Annotated in this window: 20 protein-coding genes and 1 pseudogene; 4 read left to right on the top strand and 17 right to left on the bottom strand. The window is 55.3% G+C overall.

The genetic code is table 11. From position 1 onward, the window contains the following. Positions 1-2: 2 nt before the first annotated feature. The 5 genes from CHH28_RS13605 to CHH28_RS13585 all read right to left on the bottom strand — a co-directional run bounded on the left by CHH28_RS13605 (position 3) and on the right by CHH28_RS13585 (position 4,711). Complete coding sequence (locus CHH28_RS13605) at positions 3-536, bottom strand: acyl-CoA thioesterase (protein WP_094060820.1); 534 nt, start codon at positions 534-536, stop codon at positions 3-5. Then, the gene (locus tag CHH28_RS13600) at positions 536-1,417 is read right to left on the bottom strand and encodes an acyl-CoA thioesterase (RefSeq protein ID WP_094060819.1); all 882 of its coding nucleotides are present in this window, start codon (positions 1,415-1,417) and stop codon (positions 536-538) included. The genes CHH28_RS13605 and CHH28_RS13600 overlap by 1 nt, the downstream gene beginning before the upstream one ends. Before the next feature lie 104 nt (positions 1,418-1,521). Next, entirely contained in the window at positions 1,522-2,421 is a 900-nt protein-coding gene (locus CHH28_RS13595; RefSeq protein WP_094060818.1) for a M43 family zinc metalloprotease, read from the bottom strand. 151 nt (positions 2,422-2,572) lie between these two features. Then, positions 2,573-3,757 carry an aromatic amino acid transaminase gene (locus tag CHH28_RS13590; RefSeq protein WP_094060817.1) on the bottom strand — a complete coding sequence of 395 codons (1,185 nt, stop codon included), beginning with the start codon at positions 3,755-3,757 and terminating at the stop codon, positions 2,573-2,575. A 3-nt stretch (positions 3,758-3,760) separates the two neighbouring features. Further along, positions 3,761-4,711 carry a DMT family transporter gene (locus tag CHH28_RS13585; protein ID WP_199243904.1) on the bottom strand — a complete coding sequence of 317 codons (951 nt, stop codon included), beginning with the start codon at positions 4,709-4,711 and terminating at the stop codon, positions 3,761-3,763. Positions 4,712-4,835: 124 nt separating this feature from the next. Here CHH28_RS13585 and CHH28_RS13580 point away from each other — a divergent pair, with 124 nt between their 5' ends. The 3 genes from CHH28_RS13580 (at position 4,836) to CHH28_RS13570 (ending at position 7,013) form a co-directional block, all read left to right on the top strand. Continuing rightward, positions 4,836-5,294, top strand: a complete 459-nt coding sequence (locus CHH28_RS13580) for an Lrp/AsnC family transcriptional regulator (RefSeq protein ID WP_094060816.1) — start codon at positions 4,836-4,838, stop codon at positions 5,292-5,294. Positions 5,295-5,368: 74 nt separating this feature from the next. Further along, on the top strand, positions 5,369-6,466 hold the full coding sequence (gene trmA / locus CHH28_RS13575; protein ID WP_094060815.1) for a tRNA (uridine(54)-C5)-methyltransferase TrmA: 1,098 nt from the start codon (positions 5,369-5,371) through the stop codon (positions 6,464-6,466). A 7-nt stretch (positions 6,467-6,473) separates the two neighbouring features. Continuing rightward, entirely contained in the window at positions 6,474-7,013 is a 540-nt protein-coding gene (locus tag CHH28_RS13570; protein ID WP_094060814.1) for a hypothetical protein, read from the top strand. A gap of 16 nt (positions 7,014-7,029) precedes the next feature. On the opposite strand, the gene CHH28_RS13565 is transcribed toward CHH28_RS13570, so the two are convergent. The 6 genes from CHH28_RS13565 to CHH28_RS13540 form a co-directional block, all read right to left on the bottom strand. Beyond that, on the bottom strand, positions 7,030-8,799 hold the full coding sequence (locus tag CHH28_RS13565) for a PAS domain S-box protein (protein ID WP_094060813.1): 1,770 nt from the start codon (positions 8,797-8,799) through the stop codon (positions 7,030-7,032). 81 nt (positions 8,800-8,880) lie between these two features. Then, positions 8,881-9,543 (bottom strand): transglycosylase SLT domain-containing protein, encoded by a 663-nt coding sequence (locus tag CHH28_RS13560; RefSeq protein WP_094060812.1) that lies wholly within the window; start codon positions 9,541-9,543, stop codon positions 8,881-8,883. Continuing rightward, a complete protein-coding gene (gene ligA / locus CHH28_RS13555; RefSeq protein WP_094060811.1) occupies positions 9,543-11,585 on the bottom strand; it encodes an NAD-dependent DNA ligase LigA in 2,043 nt (680 codons plus the stop codon). The genes CHH28_RS13560 and ligA overlap by 1 nt, the downstream gene beginning before the upstream one ends. A 46-nt stretch (positions 11,586-11,631) precedes the next feature. After that, positions 11,632-12,759 (bottom strand): cell division protein ZipA C-terminal FtsZ-binding domain-containing protein, encoded by a 1,128-nt coding sequence (locus CHH28_RS13550; RefSeq protein ID WP_094060810.1) that lies wholly within the window; start codon positions 12,757-12,759, stop codon positions 11,632-11,634. 251 nt (positions 12,760-13,010) lie between these two features. Beyond that, on the bottom strand, positions 13,011-16,514 hold the full coding sequence (gene smc / locus CHH28_RS13545; protein WP_094060809.1) for a chromosome segregation protein SMC: 3,504 nt from the start codon (positions 16,512-16,514) through the stop codon (positions 13,011-13,013). A gap of 3 nt (positions 16,515-16,517) precedes the next feature. Beyond that, positions 16,518-17,189 carry a GntR family transcriptional regulator gene (locus CHH28_RS13540; protein WP_094060808.1) on the bottom strand — a complete coding sequence of 224 codons (672 nt, stop codon included), beginning with the start codon at positions 17,187-17,189 and terminating at the stop codon, positions 16,518-16,520. Positions 17,190-17,341: 152 nt separating this feature from the next. Between CHH28_RS13540 and CHH28_RS13535 the strand changes: the two genes are divergently transcribed. Beyond that, positions 17,342-18,463 (top strand): alkane 1-monooxygenase, encoded by a 1,122-nt coding sequence (locus CHH28_RS13535; RefSeq protein WP_094060807.1) that lies wholly within the window; start codon positions 17,342-17,344, stop codon positions 18,461-18,463. A 17-nt stretch (positions 18,464-18,480) separates the two neighbouring features. On the opposite strand, the gene CHH28_RS13530 is transcribed toward CHH28_RS13535, so the two are convergent. The 6 genes and pseudogenes from CHH28_RS13530 to CHH28_RS20660 all read right to left on the bottom strand — a co-directional run bounded on the left by CHH28_RS13530 (position 18,481) and on the right by CHH28_RS20660 (position 24,549). Further along, positions 18,481-20,727: a putative bifunctional diguanylate cyclase/phosphodiesterase gene (locus CHH28_RS13530; protein ID WP_094060806.1), complete on the bottom strand. Its 2,247-nt coding sequence runs from the start codon at positions 20,725-20,727 to the stop codon at positions 18,481-18,483. A gap of 411 nt (positions 20,728-21,138) precedes the next feature. After that, entirely contained in the window at positions 21,139-22,092 is a 954-nt protein-coding gene (locus tag CHH28_RS13525; RefSeq protein ID WP_094060805.1) for an RsmB/NOP family class I SAM-dependent RNA methyltransferase, read from the bottom strand. Positions 22,093-22,141: 49 nt separating this feature from the next. Beyond that, the gene (locus CHH28_RS13520; RefSeq protein ID WP_157729917.1) at positions 22,142-22,996 is read right to left on the bottom strand and encodes a DMT family transporter; all 855 of its coding nucleotides are present in this window, start codon (positions 22,994-22,996) and stop codon (positions 22,142-22,144) included. A 539-nt stretch (positions 22,997-23,535) separates the two neighbouring features. Then, entirely contained in the window at positions 23,536-23,715 is a 180-nt protein-coding gene (locus CHH28_RS13515; protein WP_094060803.1) for a hypothetical protein, read from the bottom strand. Between the two features lie 55 nt (positions 23,716-23,770). After that, positions 23,771-24,199 (bottom strand): annotated as a pseudogene (locus tag CHH28_RS13510) (IS5 family transposase); the annotation flags it as partial. Beyond that, positions 24,166-24,549, bottom strand: a complete 384-nt coding sequence (locus CHH28_RS20660) for a transposase (protein ID WP_094060802.1) — start codon at positions 24,547-24,549, stop codon at positions 24,166-24,168. The pseudogene CHH28_RS13510 and the gene CHH28_RS20660, both read right to left, overlap by 34 nt. Positions 24,550-24,562 lie beyond the last annotated feature (13 nt).

Genomic DNA, 24,562 nt, shown 5'->3' with positions numbered 1-24,562 from the left:
TATTAACCGGCCAATTTTTTCGCTTCTAACAATGCAATTTTTGCCTGCACCTGCGGCGTCATATCCGCATCAGAAATGAAAAAATCCGGCTGTATGTGCTGCAGCAGACGCTGCAAAGATTGCACTTTGCCTTTTTTCAGCATCGCCACCCGAGCCAGTGCTTTGGCGTGCAAACGTCCATTCACCTCGAAGCGATGCTCGACGTAAAAGTACTTGGCTTCGATATGCAACACCTGGGTGCGTACCGTGACGCTGGCCAATGGCGGGATTTCTCGAATAAAGGTGATGGTCTGGCTGGCCAACACCGAGCGCCAACCGTGGCGTACAAAACTGCCCGCCGCACCCAATTCAATAAATAATCGAGTGCGGGCTAAGTCTAGCCAGCGCGGATAAATGCCATTGGTTAAATGCAGATTAAAATCGCAATCCCACGGCATGACACGAAAACCCATGCTGCTGGAGGCCAACACCTGCGCCAGTGGTTTATCGGACACCGGCCATTGCAGTAATAATTTCAATGAGCGTGCGGCGTGCATCAGGAGCTCTCCTTTGCACGCGCCACCTGGCGCATCAAACCTTCCTGCGCCACCGACGCCACCAGCTCGCCTTGCAGATTAAATATCTGACCACGACAAAAACCGCGTGCGCCACCGGCATTGGGGCTATCAATGGCATACAGTAGCCACTCGTCCATCCGAAACGGGCGATGAAACCAGATGCTGTGATCGATGGAGGCCACGCGCATGTCTTTTTGTGATACCGACACCGCGTGTGGATGCAACGCCGTGGTGATGAGATTAAAGTCCGAGGCATACGCCAGCACCCGTGCATGGTCATGAAAATCATCACCCATAGCATCGTCGGCGCGCATCCACGCGTATTTGATCGGCTCTTTTTTTTGCGGTGCAAAGATATTCACCGGATCCAAAACCCGCTGTTCGATGGGTTTGTCGGCGGTGTAAATATCGCGCACTCTTTCGGGAAAATAATCACGAAAGGTACGTGCCAACTCCAGCTGCGAAGCAATCCCCTCGGGGCCTGCTACCTCAGGCATGGGCGCCATATGGACAAAACCGTCTTCCGGATGTTGGAACGAGCACATCATGGTCAAAATGGCCTTGCCGTGCTGACTGGCCTTCACTTGGCGCGTGACAAAACTGCGGCCATCGCGCACCACATCCACTTCAAACTCGACACTGTCATCGACCGTGCCTGGGCGCAAAAAATAGGCGTGCAATGAATGCGGAAACCAGTCGCCCTCGGGCAAGGTGTGCATGGCCGCAGACAAGCTTTGCCCTAACACCTGACCGCCAAACAAGGCGCGAAACCCTAAATCCTGACTGTGACCACGAAAACGCTGAACCCCAATCGGCTCCAACCGTAACAGCTGCAGCAGTTCCTGCAATACGTCGCTCATGCTGATCTCCCAACAACGTTTGTGATGGCACTCTACTCAGCCTGTGGCAATTGACATTGGCTGACATGACAAACGCCGTGCCGACACAGGGAGTGCAGCGACCATTATAGAGTCTCGCTGCGCGCCAGCCCCTTTAAATAGCCATCCAGCAGGGTAATGCGCATCAGGTCAACCTGAGACACGGAAAACATTTTCAATTGCTCATCGGGCTGGCGAGTACGCATAAAGCTCATGCTCAACTCAGCGTTGCTGCAGCTGGTTTGTGTTAAACCGTCGCAACTGAACAAGCGATGACCATCGCCTTCTTCGATGTGCCCTTTGAGGCCAAGATAGTGCCCCAGTTCATGGGTCAACGTCTTGCCTTGGCTGTATTCGTCGCTAAGCGGTGGAAGGGAACCAAACGCCCGGTATTCGATGCTCAAGCCCCAATTATCCGGGTTGGATTCAGGTCCACCGACACTGGTGCCCAACGAGGCGATGTCGCCGTGGCGATTGCTGTTATCGCCAACCCAAACATTGAGGTAGCGCTTTGGGTCCCACTGGCTGGCAGTGCCGGTGCAATAATCACACGAGCCATTGACGGGATGATCCGACGCTGTGCGGGTAATGCCACTAGTGGGGTTGCCGTCTGGGTCCAGCTCAGCGAGTTGCAGCTGAATGCGAGCATCGGCAATGTACGGCTGATACGCTGCAGGCACAGTGCTCAATTCGTCGACATTGAGGGCGCGCAAATGAGCATTGCTGGCCGCCAACTGCGAACGAATCTTTTCTTCGCTGATATTGGTGGCGGCATCACGATAAATCACATGCACCACCACAGGAATGGTCAGTATGGCCTCACGCTGTTCGGCTGACAGCGGCAAGTGCAAGGAAGCCGATGTTTCATCGTCAGAACCACCGCCGCCGCCACAGCCAAATAACAGTGCTGACGTCAGCGCTGTTAGCACTAGGCAACACAAAGCCCTGGCTTTCAACGCCGCGGATTTGGGCTCGGATATTGTCATTCAGAATCTCGCTGTTTTTCTATCGATACTACAATCGACACTGCTATCGACACCGTTATTAACACAGCCAACAGCGCAGCCATCGTCGACGCCATAGCGGCCACCGCTGGCTGCGCTGCACTGTCGAATGCTCCGTATTGAGCTTTCCCAGTTAGGCGCCCACCGCCAAGAAGGCGCTTACCAGTTTGCCAATGCGATCTTCGCTCAGACCCGCGACATTGACGCGCCCGCCACCGACCACGTAAACACCCTGCTCAGCGCTCAGCTGCTGTGTTTGCTCAGCGCTCAGCCCAGTCACGGAGAACATGCCCCGGTGCTCGGCAAAGTAGTCAAAGCGATGACTGTCGCTGGCGGAGCGAAACTCCGCCACCAGCTGCTGGCGCAAGCGCTGAATGCGAGCTTGCATGGCTTGCAGTTCGTCGAGCCACTGCTGTTTTAAAGCGTCATTTTCCAAAATCATGGCAACGATGGCAGCGCCATGATCGGGCGGCATGGTGTAAGTCGCACGGGCAATACGTTGCATATGCCCCTTGCCACGCAGGGCGTCGGCTTGAGTGGCACCAATGACAATGGCAGCGCCGGTGCGCTCGCGATACAAACCGAAATTCTTCGAGCAGGACACCGCCACCAGCACTTCAGGCAAGCGTTCGGCCAGCAAACGTAGGCCCGCAGCATCTGCGTCTAAGTTGTCGCCAAACCCCTGATAAGCCAGATCAACAAAAGGCACAAACCCTTGTTGCTCGGCCAGGTCAGCTATCGCCTGCCAGGTCGCCATGGAAATATCAGCACCGGTCGGGTTGTGGCAACAGCCGTGCAGCAGCAACACATCGTCCGGGCCCAACTGGCGCAAGCTTTCCAGCATGGCCGCTTCATTGACCAGCTTGGTGTCAGGGTCAAAATACGGGTACTCACGCACCTCAAGACCGCAGGCTTCCATCACCGGCTGATGATTCACATAGCTCGGGCGACTGATCCATACGGTCGCATTGGGTTTGGCGTAAGCGATCAACTCACCCAACATACGCAGCGCACCACTGGCACCCGGTGTTTGAATGGTGGCACTGCGCGCCAACGCCGAGGTGCCGGCCAGCAAAAACTGGCTCATCAAATCGTTAAAGCGCTCGTTGCCCGCCAGGCCAACATAGCCCTTGCTGTCTTGCTGGTCTGCCAACGTCAGTGCTGCACTGCGCACGGCTTGCATCACCGGCGTATGGCCCTGGGAGTCGCGATAAACGCCAATCCCGAGGTCAAGTTTGTCTTCACGAGCGTCTTCTCGATAGGCCACCGTCAATGACAAGATCGGGTCTTTGGCTGGTGCATCCAACTGTTGAAACATGCGTTATCTCCGTTTAGCAATCAGGCCACTGGCGAACACCACGCCTAAAGTGACGAAGAATAACCCCGCCAGGGTGGTCAGTTCGACTGTTTCGTGCAAAAACATGGCTGCAGCCACGGTGGCCGCCACCGGCGTTAGTGAACCTATGGCCGAAGTCAGCTCTGCTCCTAACTGGCGAATGGCATAGCCGTACAAGTAGCCAGCACCCAATCCCACCAGTACGCCCTGCACCAGCAACTGCGGCAACCACTGCTGCCAGCTAAGGTGCAAGAAAGCCGGCGTTTGTCCGTGCACCGCGGCTTCCAAAAGCGCGACCAACAACAGCAAACATCCGCTCGGCACACACACCCAAGCCGCCACATCCAGCGGCGACAGGCCGCTTTGGCGAACAGAAATGGTGAACACCGCCCACAGCAAACTGGCAAGCAAGAATAACCCTTGCCCCATGGCGAGCTGAGCATTGCCTTGCAACCAGCTGTTCAGCAGCAGCGCCACCACACCGATGGCAATGGCAGCGATGCCCACACGCTTGGAGGCAGACAGCGGCTGCGCAAACAACCACACCGCCAGAAAGGTAACAAACAGAGGTGCTACCCCCGGAATCAGGGTACTGCCGTGGGCCACCGGCGACCATTGCATCGCCACCGCACCCAGTAAAAAGAACGGTAAACCACCGCCGACCAACAAACCCACCTGCCATAACCTGGGCACGGCCAGCAAGCGTTGACGCTGGCGTAAAAACAATGGCAGCAGCAACATCGCGGGCACAGCGAAGCGGAACAGCGCCAAATCCCCCGCCGCCATCGACGACAGCGCACCCAGCCTCAGCGAGATGAAATAACTGGCCCAGATCAACACCGTAGCGAGCGCCGCCATTACGCCGAGGCGTCGTTGATGGGCGTGATTTTCAATCGGCGCTACGGCCTTCCAGGAGGGAGCAGTGGTGGCAGACATTGGCATCATCCAGCAAATAAGTGCCAATATTGTGCGCGCAAGCGCGTGACGCCTGTCGGCAAGCATGCCGCACAAAACATCAAATCGTGCCATAATTTGCTAACGAAAAAGCAATGGTTAGCACATGGAATCACTCGACCGCATTGATCGACAAATACTCAACTGCTTGCAGCGCGACGGGCAGCTCACGGCACAAGACATTGCCGACCGTGTTGGCCTGTCGCCCTCGCCCTGCGCCAGGCGTATCCGACGACTGCAGCACGATGGCTGGATCAAACGCTACCGCGCCGAGCTGGATCGAGAGCGCCTGCAACTGGACATCACCGTCTTTGTGCACGTGCGTCTGAGTCAGCATCAAGACGCCATCATTGACCAGTTTGAGCAAACGGTGGGAGATATGGCCGAGGTGATCAGTTGTCATACCGTATCCGGCGCTTTTGATTATTTACTGCAAGTGGTGGCGCGCGATTTACGTCACTATGAATCCTGGGTGCGACGGCTGCAAAAGCTGCCTAACGTCAACACCATCGACAGCAGTTTCGCGATTCGTGAAGTCAAAGCCGGAGGCCCATTGCCGTTGTAGCATCACAGTCTGCAGGACAGCTGCAATACTGGCGTCAATCCGTATAATGTGCGGCCCGTTTTCAAGGTGGCGTTATGTACCCGATTTACCAGCACAATGTTGAACCCGAGCGCTACGAGGCGCTGCTGCGCAGCAAAGCCGACACATTGGCGGCGCAACTGGCACCGTTTGCCGCACCTGAGTTAGAGGTACACGCCAGCTCACCGGCGGGGTTTCGCCTGCGCGCTGAGTTTCGTTTGTGGCACGATGGCGATCGCTGTTTTTACGCCATGCACGCCCCGGGCGACAAAACCACCACCTACGAAGTCACTTCGTTTCCCATCGCTGCGCCATTAATTCAACGCCTGATGCCGCAGTTGTTGGACGCTATCCACGCAAGCGACGTGTTGCGCCAGCGTTTATTTCAGGTGGAGTTTTTAACCACCCTGAGCGGTGATGCGCTGATCACCCTGATTTACCACAAAGCCCTAACCGACGAATGGCAACAGCACGCCGAGCAACTGCAGCAAGAGTTGGGCGTCGCCGTCATTGGCCGCTCGCGTAAACAAAAGCGCGTTCTAAGCCGCGACTACGTGACCGAAACACTGCAGGTGGACGGCCAGTCGTATCAGTACCGGCAAATCGAGGGCGGATTTACCCAGCCCAACGGCGAGATGAATCAGCACATGCTGAGCTGGGCGCGCGATTGTAGCGAGGGCATTGGGGGTGATTTGCTGGAGCTGTATTGCGGCAACGGCAATTTCTCCATTGCATTAGCCAATTGCTTTGAGCGCGTATTAGCAACGGAAATCGCCAAAACCTCGGTGCATGCGGCACAGGCCAACATTCGTGACAACCAAGTCAACAACCTCGACATCATTCGCTTATCCAGCGAAGAGTTCGTCCAGGCCCTGCGCGGCGAGCGTGAGTTCCGGCGCTTAGAAGGCATCGACCTAGGCAGTTACGACTTTCGCACTGTGCTGGTCGACCCACCACGGGCCGGCCTAGACGAGGAGTCCGTGCGCCAGATTCAGGCCTACGACCAGATCATTTATATTTCCTGTAACCCGCAGACACTGGCCGACAACTTGCAAACTCTGACCGCCACTCACCGTATTGAGCGCGCGGCCTTGTTTGATCAATTCCCCTACACCCACCACACCGAAGCTGGCGTGCTGCTGCGCCGCAAGTGACCAGCTGATGACCTCAGACATTCATCGCCGCCAGGATGGACAAGCGCTCAATCGCTCTGAGGTCGAAAAGCGCAAGTTAGAGCACGACGCGGCGAAGCTGTTTATGCGCCGCTACGAGCTGCAGTTTGGCCAGCCAATGCGCCATATCTGGCACAACGACCCAGCAAAACCGGACGTCTCATGCTTTCTGCAAGGCCAGCAACTGGATCTAGAAATTGCCCATTTGTACGCCCACCAAGATGAGGCCAAATGGGTTTCGGGCCGCCGAGCAGACGATCCGCTGTGGCGCTATTTGCATGAACTGATCACCCTGTCAGAGCAGCAACAGCCAGTGCATGCTTTGCAGCGATTGCTGTCTAGCAAGGCTGGCAAGCACTACGACTCCGACCGGGTATGGCTGGTGATTCGCAACGCCAGCCCTGTGTGGCAACGCTCACAATTGCTGCAGGCAACGCAGCAACTCAGTGTGCACGGCGGGGAATTTGAACAGATTTGGCTATTGCCCGATTTATTGGGGCAAGAGGATTTGATTGCCATCTGGCCTTAGCACGACACGAGCATCACTAGTCATCGGCAGACGAGCTGCGATAGCGGCTTTTGTCCAAATACATGGCCTGATCAGCAACGCTGATCCAGGTATTTGGCCCGGTGACATCGGGATAACCGACATACGCCAAGCCGATGCTAAACGGCACCGCCACGGTACAACCACTGGCAGTATCAAACGTCAGCACCTCGCGGCGAATTTTATCTACCACGCTTTTCGCCTCCGGCACCGTGGTCTGGGGTAACACCACCACAAACTCATCTCCGGCAAAGCGCGCCAGAGAATCACTGACGCGAATAATCTGCCGCAGTCGCTCGGACAATAACAACAGCGCCTGATCGCCAGCGACATGGCCGTGGCTGTCGTTGATTTTCTTAAAGTCATTTAGGTCGATGAATAAAATGGTGCTGGGTGTTTGATGGCGTTGATAGAGATTCCATTGCACTTCCAGCTCTTCGTACAGCGCCTGGCGATTTAAACACCCGGTCAGCGAGTCTCTGCGCAGCTGCTCCTGCAGCGCCACACTGGCAGCGCGCTCGCGCTCCAACGCCTGCTCGACCACCTGCTGTGCTTCTACTTGCTCGGTCACGTCGGTGGCTAAGCCAATCAGGTACTTGAGCTGACCATCTTCGCCTTCAATACCGTGGCCGACGTCGTGTATATAGCGAATGTGACCATCGGCATTGCGAATCCGGTAGCGAACTTCCCAAGCCCCTTGGCGGTGCTGGCCGATAGCCGCCAATAACGTCGCGCGATCCTCCTCCAATACCGCATCGGTCATTGCTTGTGGGTTGTCGTACAAAATTTCGCGGCTGCGCCCCCACACTCGCTCATACGCTTTGTTAACAAACAAAATGGTGTCGGCGCCCGGCGTTGCCATCCACACTACCGAGCCGATGGTTTCGGCAATGGTGCGAAATTTTTGCTCCGACTCTTCCAGCAGTTGTGCCGCCCATTTGCGCTGCGAGACATCGATGACATTGGAAATAAAATAGTCCGGTTTGCCGCGTTCATCGCGTACCAGATTGACCGTTAGCTGCGCCCAAATGACTTGACCGTCACCACGCATATAGCGCTTTTCTATGCAGTAACTGTTGCCGTCGCCTTCGATCAACTGACGCAGCTGCTCAACATCACGGCGTAAATCATCGGGGTGGGTGATGTCCTGAAATCCGAGCGTCATCAGGGTTTCGCGGGCATGACAAAGAATCGAGCAGAGGCTGTCGTTGACGGCAATAAAATGCCCGCCAAGGCTTACAATTGCCAGACCAATGGTGCGCTGCTCAAACAATCGTTCGTAACGTTTTTCCCATTTGCGCAGTTCACGCTCACCGTCGTCTAGGCGGCTGGTATCGCGAATGGTGGCCAGAGCGTAAGGCTTGCCTTTTAACTGCGCCAAAGCCAAGTGTATTTCGGCGGACACACTGTGCCCATCGGCATGGCAGACACGAATGCGATTGCGCATGCGCTGCTGGCCCGATGAAGAGAAAAACAGCCCCACCAGGGAGTCGTGGTGCAGCCGAGCACCTTCCGGCACCAGCAATGACAAACTCTCTCCATCAAGGGTATTAACGGCATAACCGAGCATTTGATGGGCGGACAGATTTGCCCGCTCGATGTGACCACGCTGATTCACCACCAGCATAGGGTCAGGGCTGTGCCAAAACAGACTGTCACTATCTTGGTCGGAGAACCAAGCGAATGGCGGCGACTGGCGGTTTAACCACCAATACCCCACTCCTCCAATCAGCACCAACAGTGCCGATGCTAGTAACAATCCTTCCATTGACCTTACCGAGCCCTAGTGACATCCCTATAACCTTAGCATGACCTCCTGCCAGCGCACGGGCGCCGGTACTACACCCGGTTACATGCCTGGGCCGACAGGGACCGCGATGGCTGCAATGGGCGCCTCAGCGGATTGGCCGAACAGTGAGCGCCAAAACCAGCCGTCGTCCAAGTCTTCGCGACAGGCGTTTAATTGGCGTTGGTAAGCATTGGCGCGGCGCTGAACTTTCTTCGCCACCTGGATAAGCCAGCCCTTGTTTTTGTAGCTGCCGCGCAAATAGCCACCCGCGCCTTCGTGATAGGCCAAATACAAGCGGTAGGCATCGTGCGGCTTAATGCCCGTGCGCTGAATAGTGCGACGGTTATACCAGCCGACAAAATCAACTGCGTCTTCAAAGTCGTCGCGATCGGCGCTCCAGTTACCGGTTAAGCGCTGGTACTCTTCCCACGTGCTATCCAGTGCCTGGGCATAACCATACGCCGATGAAGGCCTAGGGCCTGGGATGATCCACAAGTACCATTTGCGCGGCGGGCGACTGTCGTCGATAAACTTCGATTCCTGGTGAATAAACGCCATGGTCACAGGTTCCGGTATGCCGTAGCGCTCCTTGACTTCTTTTGAGGCGTTGTACCAGTCGTAGTATTCATCGTAAATGTCGCACACATCGTTGATATTGCGCGGCTGCGGTGTCGAGCAAGCGGCCAGTAGCGCCGTCATTAGCAGTACCAGCCAAGTTCTCATCACTGCACTCCGTGCTGCTGTAGCAGGTTCATAAAGGCGGCTTCGTCCAAGACCTCCACCTGCAAAGACTGGGCTTTGGCCAACTTACTGCCAGCTTTTTCACCCGCCACCAGAAAGTCTGTTTTCGCCGATACGCTGCCGGTGACTTTTACCCCCAGCGTTTGCAGCGCTTGCTTGGCCTCGTCTCGCGTCATAGACGACAGCGTGCCCGTCACCACCGCCACCTGCCCGGCCAAGGGCGCTTCTTCATCGCGTTGCGGCTCGGCTTCCGGCCAGTCCACTCCCGCTGCGCGTAGTTGCGCAATGGTGTCGCGATTATGTTCTTCACGAAAGAAGTTAACGATATGGGCCGCGACGATGTCACCGACGTCATTGACCGCCAACAAGGCGTCTTGGTCGGCGTCCATAATGCGCTGCAAGAAGCCAAAATGGTTGGCCAGATTTTGCGCCGTCACCACGCCCACTTCACGAATACCCAAGGCATAGAGAAAGCGCGGCAGTGTGGTATTTTTCGCAGCATCAATGGCCGCGATAACATTGGCAGCCGACTTAGGCCCCATGCGCTCTAATGCCGCCAGCTGCGATTCTTGCAAATGAAATAAGTCATCCACGGAGTCGATCAGATCGGCATCGACCAATTGCTCGATCAGCTTGTCGCCCAACCCTTCGATGTCCAGCGCCTTGCGCGATGCGAAGTGTTTAATGGCCTCTTTACGCTGTGCGGCGCACACCAGCCCGCCGGTACAGCGCGCCACCGCTTCGCCTTGTACCCGCTCCACCAAGGATGCGCAGACAGGGCAATCCAACGGCATGGTTATGGTTTCAGCGTCCTGCGGGCGCATGTCCTGCACCACCGACACAATTTGCGGAATCACATCGCCAGCTCGGCGCACGATGACGGTATCGCCTATACGAGCGTCCAAGCGTTCGATTTCATCCATATTGTGCAACGTGGCGTTGCTCACCATCACACCAGCCACATGCACGGGTTCCAGGCGCGCGACCGGAGTAATGGCACCGGTGCGCCCAACCTGAAAATCAACGCCATTCAGCCGAGTCATTTGCTCCACGGCAGGAAACTTATAAGCCACGGCCCAGCGCGGAGCGCGAGCGACAAAGCCCATTTTTTGCTGCAACGCCAGGTCGTTGACCTTAAACACACTGCCATCAATTTCATACGCCAAGCGATGGCGTTTATCGCCCAGACGCTGATAAAACTGCTGCGCCTGTTCAAGGTTGTCGGCCAGCGTCAGTTCGTCATTGACCTTTAGCCCCCAGCGGCGAATGCATTGAAACACCTCAAACAAGGTATCCGGGCGGGCAAAATCGTCGCTCACAACGCCCACACCGTAGGCACAGAACTCCAACGGCCGGGTCGCCGTCACGCGAGAGTCCAGCTGTCGCAGCGAGCCTGCTGCAGCATTGCGAGGATTGGCAAATACTTTGCCGCCGTTGTCACGCGCCTGCTGGTTATAGCGTTCGAATCCTGCCAGCGGCATGTAGACTTCGCCGCGCACCTCAACGCGAGACGGCACTTCGCCCTCCAAGCGCAAAGGCACATTGCCAATGGTGCGCACATTGGCAGTAATGTCTTCACCCGTGCTGCCATCACCACGGGTGGCGGCGCGCAGCAGGCGTCCGTTCTCATACAGCAAGCTGACGGCAGCGCCATCCAGCTTGGGCTCGCACACCAACGCAATCTCTTGCTCACTAGCGGCTAAGCGCTGTAAACGGGCGTAAAAATCGGCAAACTCGCCCGCATTCATGGCGTTATCGAGCGATAACATGGGTTGCTCGTGCGCTACCTGGGTAAAGGCACTGAGTGGCAAAGAGCCGACACGCTGACTGGGGGAGTCGTCGCTGAGTAAATCCGGATAGGCCTGTTCCAGTTGCTGCAACTCACGCAGCAAGCGGTCGTATTCTGCATCCGGCACACTCGGATTGTCTTGTTGATAATATTCGCGATTGTAACGATGCAACTGCTCGTGCAGCTGCGCCACACGTGCTTGCGCTTGGTTGTGATCCGGTATCGTGTCTGTCATGGAATGTCTTTTGTACGCGGCGCAGGCGCGCCGCTGGGGCTAGTGCTTAACCACGCTTGCGCTGCTGTAAGCGCTGGCGGCGTTCAAAGTCCATAATTTGCGCGCGATCATGTTCAATGGTCTGCGGCGTGAGCGTACTGTGCTCGCCATCGAGCATGTCTCCACCGAGTTTGCGCGCCACCAGCTGCGCCATCTCTGACATCGCTTCGTAGGCTTCCAGCGGCTTATGTGCGCCGGGCAAGCTGAGGAAAAAGCTCAGGCCCAGATACGACTGTTGTGGCATATCCAGTGGTACGAAGCTGCCAGGTTCGTGGCTTTGCGCCACCGAAAACTGCACGCAACCCTTGCCATCGGCCTGCTCGTAACGATGGAAAATGTTCTTCTCGCCGTAGCGCAAATCGCAGCTGTTGAACAAAAACAGCACATCACGCCCAGAGAAACCTTGCTCATCGTGAGCCAGCACATGGATCACCAACACTAGCTCTGGATCCGGGCGATCGCTCAGCAGCTCGGCGTCAGGCGCTGCAAAGTTGACCGGCTGCACCAGTGCCGGATCGGCCTCGGGCAGCGCGTCTACCTCTTGTTCTAGGTGTGGGTCGGTGATGGAGTCGGGAGATTCCAACTCTGGGTTAGGCTGGTACTGAGCGTGGGTTTGCTCTTTGGAATCTTGCTCATCGGCGCCCCGCTCAACGGCTACAGCGTCCGTCATGGTCGGCTCGGACGGTGCTGCAGGCGCACTGTCGACGTCGTCCCCCAGCTCTTCAACGTCCATCAACACTGGCACAGGCTCGTCGAGGTTGACTGGTTTAACCCGCGGAATCACCGACACATCTTCAGGCCGCTCATTGACGACGACAGTGTCATTCACCTCCGCGCTGTCCGTTGGTGCATCGTCCAACGTCAGCGTTGGCTCCAACCTTTCAGGTTCTGGTGTATCTATTAAGTCATCGCTTGGTTCTGCGCTGGAGTTTGTAGGCTCGTCACCTACCACCCGCGCACCACCGCCAGGCAGCTCAGGATTGTGCCCGTCTTCAGGAAAGCGAAATTCTTGTGACACATCGAGGCGCAACGCTTCCGCGCGTGCTCGGCGCATGCGTCGAAAACCATCGATCAGGATCACCACCATCCCCAGCAAACCAAGCAGGATCATGATGGTGCGCCAGCTCCATTCCATACTCTGTACCTAACTCATTGATTTTGAATAACGAACGCACTGACCGGAAAACACCACCATCGGTCAGCAACGAAGGGCTGTTCAAGTAGCAAGCCCCAGCAGAGTGTTACACAACCTAACCGCTGAAAACAGACCCAGCACCTACCTATTGGTGCCAGGACAGCTGTTTTACTTATATTTACCGCCCAATTAGACGGAAATGGCCTGCTCGCGACGCACCCGAGTTGCGGAAATTGCGTACGCAGGCAGGGTCAGTCGATCATTTCGGCCGCTTCCTCGACATCCACACTGACCAAACGTGAAACGCCCGGCTCTTGCATGGTCACACCCATCAGTTGATCAGCCATTTCCATCGCGATCTTGTTGTGGGTGATGTAGATAAACTGCACTTTATCCGACATGGCTTTTACCAGTCGGGCGTAGCGACCGACGTTGGCATCGTCGAGTGGCGCATCGACCTCATCGAGCATACAGAACGGCGCCGGGTTCAATTGGAAGATAGAGAACACCAACGCAATGGCGGTCAGCGCCTTTTCACCACCAGAAAGCAAGTGAATGGTGCTGTTCTTTTTGCCAGGCGGGCGCGCCATGATGGCAACTCCGGTGTTGAGCAAGTCGTCGCCAGTCAGCTCCAGCGAGGCATGGCCGCCGCCAAATACTTTCGGAAACAGCTCGGCCAAACCGCTGTTGATGTGATCAAAGGTTTCCTTAAAGCGCGTGCGTGTCTCGCGGTCGATTTTGTGGATCGCACCCTCTAACGTCGCCAGTGCTTTTTCCAGATCGGCGTTTTGCTCGTCCAGGTAGCGCTTACGCTCAGATTGCGTTTGATATTCTTCAATCGCAGCCAGGTTAATCGCACCCAGTCGTTGAATACGCTCGGCAATGCGCTGCAGCTCCTGCTGCCATTGCTCGGCATCGGCTTGCTCGGGCATGGCTTGCATGACTTCGTGCAACGTCAAACCACTTTCTTTCAGCTGCTCGACCAGGGCCTGTCGGCGGATATCTAGGGCTTGGCACTCCATGCGCACTTTTTCCAGCGCATTGCGGACCTCGAGGGCGTGTTTTTCAGCATCGCTGCGCTGCTGCTCCAACTCGCGCAGGCGAGTATCCACCTGCTCTAACTCTTTGCGACGCTGTTGCATCTGCTCTTCCGCATCGACGCGCTGCTCGAGCATTTCATCCAACTGGGCCTTCAGCTCAGTCAGGTCAGCGGAGTGATCCCGTGATTGCTGCTCAATGATGGTTTCGCGGCGCTGGCGTAAGGTCTGCAGCTGTGATGCCAAACGTTCGATGGCCTGTTTAAGGCTATCTTCGCTGGTGTTCAGACCCTGCAGTTGTAACTGCAACTGATGGCGACGGTCTTTATGTTGGCCAGCCTGACCGCGCGCCTGTTGCAGCTGACTTTGCACTTGCTCTCGGCGCAGCTGCAGCTGTTCACGCTGGTCGGTGTCTTCGTCGACAGCGGCCATGGCTTCTTGCCACTGCTCGCGCAGCAACTCCAGTTGTTCCCGCTCCAGCTCTTGCTGCTCGCTGATTTCCTCCAGCTCGCTTTGCAACTGTCGGCGGCGCACATCAAACTGTTCTGCACGCGCTTGTTTGCCCGCCAACTGCGAGCGCAAAGCAATCAACTTTTGACTGGCTTGCTGCAACTCACGCTGAGCGTTCTCACGCTGCTGCTGCTGGCCGCGCAGTTTGAGTTGGTCGCTGTCGAGATCAACCTCGGCTTCTTCGACATCAATGTCCAGCTCTTCGATCTGCTCCGCCAGCTGCTCCAGCTCTTGTTGGCGCGCCAGCATACCGCCTTCGTCACCTCTTTGGCGGTTGACGCGCAGCCAATCTCGGCCGATCCAAATACCGTCTGGAGTTACGATGGATTGCCCTGCAGCAAGCTGCGAACGACGATTCAACGCAGCGGCCAAATCGTCCGCCACTTGCACCCCATGCAGCAAGGAGGACACATCCCGCTCGCTGCGTACCTTGCTCAACAAGTCTTGCGCAGCCGCCGCAGGCTCAGAACCAACAGAAGCACAGCTCAAAGCCAGCTGACCGTCGCTAAGACTGTCGAGCCAGTGTTGAACTGGGTCCAGATCGTCCAATACCACGGCCTGCAGATAGTCGCCCAGTACCGTTTCAACGGCCTTTTCCCAGCCTGCTTCTACGTGCAGCTGTTCGGCCAACCTTGGGTTGCGCGCTAGCTGATGGCTTTCCAGCCAATGACTAACGCTCTCGGAGCCCTCGCCCAGCGCCGCCGACTGCAGCGCTTGCAAGGTGGTTTGACGGTTCAGGTGCTGCTGCAACTGCTGACGCTGTTGTTGCAACTGCTGGCGACGTTGTTCCAACGCCTGTTCGCCTTGTTGCAATTGCGCCTGCAGCTCATCCACCTGCTCTTGCAAAGCTTCGGAATGCAGCTCTTGCTCACTGCACTGCTCTTGCAGCAGTTGAATCTCTTCCAGCTCGGGGTTGTGCTCCAGCTGATGCTGTTCATCCTGCAGCTTGCCGCGACGTTGCTGCAACCGCTGTAACTGCTGCTCGGTGTTTTGAATGCGCGTTTGCGCCACTTCCGCCTGGCGGGTGGGCTCGCTGGCCCGCTGGGTAAACTGATCCCAATCGTCTTGCCACTGACGCTGCCCCTCCTCGGCCAACATCAGCGCCTCGCTGGCTTCCTCTTCAGCGGCTTCTAGCAGCTCCAGTTCTGGCTCCAGCGCCATGCGTTTTTCGCTGACGTCTTCCAGTTGCAGCTGATCCTGTTCCAACTCTTTTTGCGCTTCGAGCAAGCTGCGCTCGGCATCGGCCAGTTCGCGATCCAGTTGCAGCGACATCTGCGACTGGTGCTCAACTTTTTGTTCCTGCCGAGCAATTTGCGCACCCACCTCGTAAAAACGGGTTTGCGCCTGATTAAAGGCCTCGGTTTTATCGCCGTGCTGCAGGCGCAAGGCTTCGATGTCAGCATCGGCGGAGCGCTGCGCCGCCATGTGTGACTCAAAGGTGACCTGCAGTTGGCCAATTTGCTGTTCCCGCTGGCGGTAGTCGTTGTCCAGGGTTTGCCATTGCAACGCCTGCAACTGGGCTTTCTTTTCCCGCTCTTGTGCTTTGAGGTCTTTGTATTTTTCTGCCGCTTGCGCCTGGCGCTGCAAATGCGCCAATTGGCGCTCGAGTTCTTCGCGAATATCGCTCAAGCGCTCAAGGTTTTCTTGGGTGCGGCGCATGCGGTTTTCAGTTTCGCGCCGGCGCTCTTTATAGCGTGAGATGCCCGCAGCTTCCTCGACATACACGCGCAACTCTTCCGGCTTCGCTTCGATCAAACGCGAGATCATGCCCTGCTCGATGATGGCGTAGGAGCGCGGACCCAAGCCGGTGCCGAGGAATAAGTCGGTGACGTCTTTGCGCCGACATTTGGTTCCGTTGAGGTAATAGGTCGATTGACCATCGCGCGTCACCTGGCGGCGCACTGCCACTTCGTTGTATTTGGCGTATTCGCCGCGCAGCTTGCCTTCGCTGTTGTCGAAGATCAGATCCACGCTGCATTTACCCACCGGTTTGCGCTCCGACGAGCCGTTGAAGATGACGTCGGTCATGGCATCTCCACGCAAATACTTGGCCGAGCTTTCGCCCATCACCCAACGCACCGCATCGATGGTGTTGGATTTACCGCAGCCGTTGGGGCCGACGATGCCAGTCATATTGGTGGTAAAAGGTACGGAGGTCGGATCCACAAAAGACTTGAACCCGGCCAGTTTAATGGCTTTCAATCGCATAAATTATCGTGCTGCCTCGTGTCCCTGAGCCAGGGCTTCCAAAACTTTGTCGCGCTGATGTTGGCCGTAGTTATGCACGATGGGCGCCATGGCAGCAACATCGCGCTGCATCACCGCCTGCAATAGCTGCGCAAAAAACTGCTGCGCATGCTGACGCTCATTTTGTGAATGGCGCATGGCCAGCGCATAGGTGCGGCGAATGGCGGGCTGTAAGTCGCTGAGCACATGACTGAGATAGTCGTTACCGACCAGCGCCATGGCGTCGCGCATCAACACAAAGCCCTGTGCCATAAAGCTCTCGTAGTCATCCGTTTGCTCGTGCTGTGCCAAGGACTGCGCCGTTGCCAGCAACGGCTCCAGCTGATTGTCTTGCCAACGCTGCGCGAGTTGCGTGGTGAGCATCACCAGCAGGTGTTCAAACAGGTCGTACAGACTGTGTACTCGCTCGGCGTTCAACTCCGCCACAAAAGCGCCGCGCCTGGGCAAAATCGTCACCAAATGCCGGGATTCCAGCAACAGCAAGGCTTCGCGCACACTGCCGCGACTGACCTCCAGCGCATTGACCACTTTGATTTCCTGAATGCGCTCGCCAGACACCATGTCGCCATTGAGAATACGTTGCTCAATGTGATCAGCAATGTGCTCAGCCAGACTTTGTGCGTGGGTCAGACTCATAACTCGGACACCAATTGAGGGAGGTGAATCATAGCACAGCGATAACTGGCGCCGAACCACCGGCAGTTGGCGGCTATCTCCCTGTTTCTTGTCCAGACAATCGGCGAATATTGTCGAACAATCCTACAATAATAATGTATTGGAGCACTGCTATGTTCGAGCAAACGTCCAAAGATTGGATGCTGAACGTTAAAAAATACGCCTACGCCATGGTGGTAGTACCGCCATTGCTGCTGTTGGCCTCTCAAGCCTTGTGGCACCAGTTTGGCTTTGCCGATCTGTTTGCCTGGTTTACCTTGTTTTTTGTATTTGGACTGGTGCCGATGCTGGACCATATCATTGGCAAGGACCCAGTAAACCCAGATGAGGCCTCAGAAGTCCCGGTGTTGTCTGAGCAAGGCTATTACCGCTGGCTGACGCTTCTGTGCCTGCCGATGCAGCTGGCCAGCATCGTTTACGCCGGACATGTGTTTATGCACACAGATTTCGGCTGGCTAGGCCAGCTGGGTTGGCTGATGTCCATCGGCACCGTTGGCGGCGTGGTGGCGATTAACGTCGGCCATGAATTGATTCACAAAGACCCGACCATAGAGCAATGGGCCGGTGGTTTATTGCTGGCCAGTGTCTGCTACGGCGGTTTTAAAGTAGAGCACGTACGCGGCCATCACGTTCACGTATCCACCCCAGAGGACGCCTCGTCTTCGCGCTATGGCCAGTCCTTGTACCGTTTTTTGCCTCATGCGTACCTGCACAATTTTCTAAACGCCTGGAAACTGGAAGCAAAGCGCTTACAGCGCAAAGGACATAGTCCGCTGAGCTGGCGCAATGAATTGATTTGGTGGTATGGCATCAGTGCGCTGATGGCCGTCGGCTGCGGGCTGCTATGGGGTTGGATGGGCGTCTTTTTCTTTGCTGCACAGAGCTTTTTTGCCTTCACGCTGCTGGAAATCATTAATTACGTCGAGCACTACGGCCTGCATCGGCGCAAGTTGGAGAATGGCCGTTATGAGCGCACAAACGTCGAGCATTCTTGGAACAGCAACTATTTATTGACCAACCTGTTTCTGTTTCAACTGCAGCGCCACTCAGACCATCATGCGTATCCAAAACGGCGCTATCAGGTACTGCGCCATCATGAACAAAGTCCGCAATTACCCAGTGGCTACGCCACCATGGTGGTGCTGGCCCTTATTCCGCCCCTGTGGTTTAAGGTGATGAACCCGCGGGTAGAAAATTATTATCAAGGTGAAGAGCATCAACTGCACGCCGCATAACCTATGCGCCTACTGCCCTAGTTAAAGTACTGCCGCTGAATCTCCTCTTGAGTCAGCGGCTTACTGAAGAAAAACCCCTGTATATCATCACCGCCAAACTGCTCGACCAGCGCCAATTGATCGGCCGTTTCCACACCTTCAGTGACCACACCCAAATCGAGGTTATGGGCCAAATCAATAATGGCTTTGACCAGCGTGCGGTCTTGCTCATTATTTTGAATGTCTTTCACAAACGCACGATCGATTTTTAGTCGATCAATCGGAAAACGCTTTAAATAACTCAAGGAAGAATAGCCAGTACCAAAATCGTCAATGGCCAGACGAAAACCCAGTGCTTTTAGTTCGTGCATTAATGCGATGGCTTTTTCCATATCCTGCATCAACAGGCTCTCGGTAATTTCTAGCTCAATATCATTGGGATTAATGGCGTAATAATGCAAACACTCGCTCAGCATCGGCAGCAAACCGGGGTGGCGAAACTGCCGCGCGGAAAGATTAATGGCAATACTGAGCGGCTGCTGCTGCGACCAGGTTTCGTATTGGCGAAACGCTTCATGCAGCACCCATTCACCAATCGTGACGATCAGGCCACTGCGCTCTGCCACCGGAATAAATTCCGCTGGCGATACCAGACTGCCATCCTCACGACGCCACCGAATTAAGGCTTCGACACCGGTAATGCGATGCTGATGAGCGGAGATTTTCGGTTGATACATCAAAAACAGTTGTTGTTTTTCAATCGCTTCACGCAGCCCGCGTTCAATCGCCACCCAAGTTTGCTCACGCGCATGAATGCTGTCGCAATAGTGCACCACGCCGTCGCCGCCGTCCGAGCGCGCGCGTCCCAACGCGGCATCGGCGTTGGCAAACAAGGTTTCCGGACGCAGCCCGTGCTCGGGGAAAAAGCTCAAGCCGACACTGACGGTTAAAAAGAACTCATTACTGTCGATGCACACGGGCTGCTGAATCGATTCCACCAGCGCTTTGGACAAATGATCTGCAAATTCTGGCTCCGGCAAGCTGTCGAGTAACACCACAAACTTCGCCGCTTCCATGCGATACAAGGTGTGCTGCAGATCGTGTTCACTGTAATGACGCAGGAAATCCTTCAGCCTGGTGGCAACATTTTGCAATAACGCATCGGCCACGCCCTGCCCCAAGCTGGAGGTCAGAGAATCGTAGCGATCTAATTGCAACAACATTAATGCCAGCGGTTTTTCATCGCTGGCATCCGCGTGCTGCTGCAGCTGCTCAAAGAAGTAGCGACGATTTCTAAGGCCGGTTAATTCGTCATGGTAGGCTTGGTAGCGCAGCTCATTGCGCGCCGATACTTCTTCGGTGATGTCGGTAATATAGAGGTGACAACTGGCCAAATCGGGCAGTAACGATAGCGAATACTGCAGCCAGTGCTGATGAAACGGCTGCTGCCACTCCACCAGACTGCCACCTTCCACTTGTGCATCAAGCAAGCGTTGATGGAAATCGTCGGGTAGCAAACTTTCGGGTCGCATGGAATGATTATCCAGCTGTTTCATCAGCTGGTAACTGGCTGGATTGCTGTACTGCAATTCTCCGTACCAATCGAAACGCATCACCGGGCTTGGATGGCGTTCAGCCATCATCGCCAAACGCCGCCGGGCGGCGCTGTCGGATAAATAACGATTGACGTAATACCCAACAAAGGCAGCGATCACCAGCACCAAGGCGCTGAAGCTGACCACCAGCGCGGTACTGAGCTGGGTTTGATAGCGCGCCTCGGAGCCGGCCATATCCGCCTCGGCGCGAAACTCGGCCACCAAACGCTCCAAATCGGGCAATACCCGGCGGCGACTGTCGCTTATCTGCACCAACAACTCGCGGGCCAAATCCCAATCTACTCGATTGGACGACAGCACGACGTCGAGGCGCTCGGTGAGCAAACGCAAATCCTGATTGGCGGATTGCAAGCGCTGATAGGCTGCTTGATCGTGCAGACCCGTTGCCAGTGCCTGCAAATGGTCATCAATGGCGGCATCCACCGCCTCGACTTTGGGCATAATGGTGTCGGCGTCGGTGGTGGCGTAATACTCGTACAACAGCCGCTCATGCTCGACCATGCCAAAGTACAAACCCTGCATGTGCTGCAGCAGCGGCAGATCGTGATCCAGCAACTCAGTGGTCAACGACGATACACGCTGACCACTGAGCAAGGTCGACAGCGAGATGGCCAGCCCCATGGCCAGAACCAGCAGATAAACCAGCAGGATTTTATTGCGCAGCAGCACGACCAGATCCTTTGCTCAGGCGGAGCTGACAGTATAGGCAGGAATACTGAGATTCGGTGTCACCGTTACAAGAGCAGAAAATTACCGCTTGAGCCCGATAGCGATCATCCACACAAGCCTCGTATATTGCAGTGCGGCGCGAACTATTTGGAGTCTACTTTTGGGGATTGCCGACGTTAGATAAATTGCTGGCGGTTGTGAATGGAAGACGGCTAACAGAGACTGCTGCAGTGCGCCTACCATGCGGGCGTCGCTAATGCGGTGTTTTGAACGCTGCGACTCGCGTCATTGAAGTAGCAGATCCTAGAGCAGAGACAGGCCAAGGCCACCCGGTTTGAATCGCACCGCTACGTTTGGCTAATTAACGGGCTTCCCGCAAGTAAAATGTGGGCAGCCCTTTATGACCATCAACTACAACGGCTTACGAATCAGCGCCAAATAAAAACCGTCCATCTGCCCTTGCGGCCAGATACGCAGGGTTTGATCGCAATCAGGATGAAAATCTTTGCCCAGCCAACTCACTAGCCCGGGCGACGCATTGGCAATGTCTTCTGGCAGCGCCATCGGCAACAACTGAGCTGGGCGCTTTTTCAGCAGCTGGCTGACGACGGCTTCATTCTCTTCCGGGGAAAAGGAGCACGTGCAGTACATCATCACCCCGCCAGGCTTGAGAGCGTCAAAGGCGCTTTGAATCAGCCGCTTTTGCTTTTTGGCACATTCACTGACTTTGCGCAGAGACCAATGCTCGGTGGAACTGGCGTCGTAACTTTTAAATCGCGACTCCGACGAGCATGGCGCATCGAGCATAATGCGATCGAAAGTATCGGGTTTTAACGTGCCAATGGCACGGCCATCTTTCATGTAGCACTGGGTGTTTTCAATGCCCATGCGCTCGAGGTTGGCACGCAGGCGGAAAAAGCGATTCTTAACCGGCTCAACGGCACTGATACGGCCCTGATTCTTCATCATTTGCGCCAGCAAAATGGTTTTACCGCCGGGCGCTGCCGCCAAATCCAGCACCCAATCATCGACCTTGGGCTGCAACAACCACGGCGCCAGCATGCTCGACAAACTCTGGATATAAATATCGCCCACTTCAGCTTCGTGGCTGTAAGTCAGAGCCTCACGTTGTTCCGCCGCCACTTGCCAGGCATGCAGACCGAGTTCTTGGCTCCAAGCCACGGGCGCAACATCAAGGCCCTGTGCTTGCAGGCGGTCGATCACGTGTTCATGGCCCGGGCGCAAGGTATTCACCCGAAAAGTCACAGCACGGGGCTGATCAAACGAGCGCTGTGCCTCCAGGTGCCATTGCGGCGGACACAAGCGTTCAAATCGTTCTGCAAAGTCGGTCGGTAACATGCGCATTCACGTAGTCTCAAACGACGGGAAATGATACCAGAATCCTGGACCAGGATCAGACCGGCCACATTAACCAAGCGATGGCCGCCACCAAAAGCGCGACCAAGCGTTGTTGCTGGCGACTGACGGTCTCACCAAACAAGTAAGCCCCCCAGAACAAGCCGCCGACGATACCTATGCTGCGCTTGATCGTTTCGATAATGCCAGCGTGTAGGCTCTGCAACGCAAACAGCTGCGCCGACACCGCTACGATAAACACCAATGCAGCAGTCATGAGGGCAAAAAGCGGCAGCCGATGAAAAGACAATTGCTGCCGCTCACCGCGCACAAAGATCACCAACGCCACCAGCAACATCATGCCGCTGCTTTGCAGTAAGGCATGCTGCAGCGGCTCAGCATACGCCAGCGCACATTTGTCGAACACCGTACCAGTGCCCCAACCCAGCGCCACCAGCAACATAAACCCTGTACCAGCCTGCCAGCGAAACCGCGCGCCGCCCTGCAGCCAAAACAGCAATACCACGATCGCACTCATGGCACCCCATTGGCGCGCGCTTAACTCATCCGCCAACCACCACACGCTTAACAGCGCAGAGATAACCGGCGTTAATGCCAACACCGGCATCAAACCAGCCATCTGCCCAACCTTCAACGCCTGCACAAACGACACCGCCGCCATGGTCGACACCAGCAAACTGCCCAGCGCTGGCCACCAGTATCCAGAGGCCGGCAACGACGCGTCTGGCGACAGCGCGAGAGCCACACCACTCAACACCAAATAAAACGGAATAACGCTAAGACTCAGCCAAAACGTCAGCGGCAGCGGCGCCACCTGCTGCACCAACTGTTTACGCTTCACATCAAATAGCGACCAGGCACAAGCAGAGAGTAAAGCGATTAACACCGACACAGTGGCACACACCTTTGGTTCGCAGAAAAGAATACGTCGTTAACTGATCTTTATATAACCCAAGCACCCGACAATGCCAGCAGTATATTAATAGCCCTCGCAACTTACAGATGGAGCATCTGAAAGTGGTACCGCTTAGTTAACCAGACAATGACAAACCGTTTCGGAAAATCGTGTCTTTGAGCTCTATTTAGATGAAAGCTGTACAGCAATAGAGACATTAATACTATTCACAGCAGCCGAAAACACCTTGCCTGATAGAAAATGGATGCCCAGAAACGGAGTTCTTATAATACAAGCCCAAATACCCGACACGATTATCAATTGCCAGCCAGAGCAAGTATCTCTGAGCATCACAACAACTACAGAATCACTCGCACCATCATGATTTAAATCGAAACCTGAAGCATATCTCACCCTAATAGGGATTGTTTCTGAGTCTATCTAATTGCTTTCGCATAGAGTTCAGAACCCATAATCAAGCTCAGAAGCCACCATTTACAATCAGTTCAGCTTATCGCGCCGTATCTCAAAATCAATTATTCCTGTATAAAATAACAAACGCGCAAAATCTTCACAACACGCGCAATACGATCAAGCGATGCTTCGATTGGACTATTAATCATCGCCACACCTTTTCCACCGGAATACGTATAAATATAGTTATCATGAAAAAATGGAAAACCTGCTTGCTCCCAAACGAGATCAAAGTCACCCACAGGGTCAACGAGCTTTTCTCCACGCCGAAACCTGAACAAATGACTAGAAGCTGCTTCACAACTTCTTTAGCACGATCATCATGCAGGCGGCGTGAAAGAAGGCTCGATACATTGAGAGCTTTCTTTCCCATCGAACCACTAATCGCCGATAATTTCCAAGCCAAGCAAAAGTGCGCTCTACTTTCCAGCGACGGTCGTACCTTCTCAGCTTTCTACCATCTTGCAGCGGCGCTTTTCTCCTGTTTCGACGATGTGGACAAATGAGATCAATACCCCGCTTCTTTAACGCCATTCGCAGAGGATCAGAGTCTGCCGCTTTATCGTAAATCAAACGCTTCACCTTGCTCTTGCCATAGGAAACATTTAACAAAGCCTCAATCAGATTGACCTCCGCCGGTGACGCTGAGCCAAGTGTCAGCCCGATTGGAATGCCTTCGCCATCGACGACTATCATCCACTTCGACCCCTTACCACGCTTGGTTTTTCCAACACCGAGGCCCCTTTTTTTGCGGGTGCAAAACTACCATCAGAAAACGATTCTTCCCAATTTAACCGCGACTGTTGATCCAGAACGCGAAGAAGCTTACGCCAGGCTTTGACCCATGCACCTTGCTCTTCCCAGTACTGAAGGCGGCGCCAGCAGGTACTCGGTGAAGGATAGTGTTCAGGTAGATCACGCCACCGCGCACCAGAACGTAAGACCCATAAAATGCCCTCGAAACAGGCTCGATTGCTGATAGGTTTGGGACCCCCTTTGCCACGAGGCAGGCTGGGTAAACAAGGCTCAATGTGTGCCCACTGTTGGTCGGTCAGTTCTGAGGTTGAACGTTTCATGGTGGAGGAGTTG

The sequence above is a fragment of the Bacterioplanes sanyensis genome, from assembly GCF_002237535.1.
Taxonomy (GTDB): domain Bacteria; phylum Pseudomonadota; class Gammaproteobacteria; order Pseudomonadales; family Oceanobacteraceae; genus Bacterioplanes; species Bacterioplanes sanyensis_A.
The sequence above is the reverse complement of the archived record's forward strand: the minus strand, read 5'-3'. Positions and strand labels throughout refer to the sequence as shown.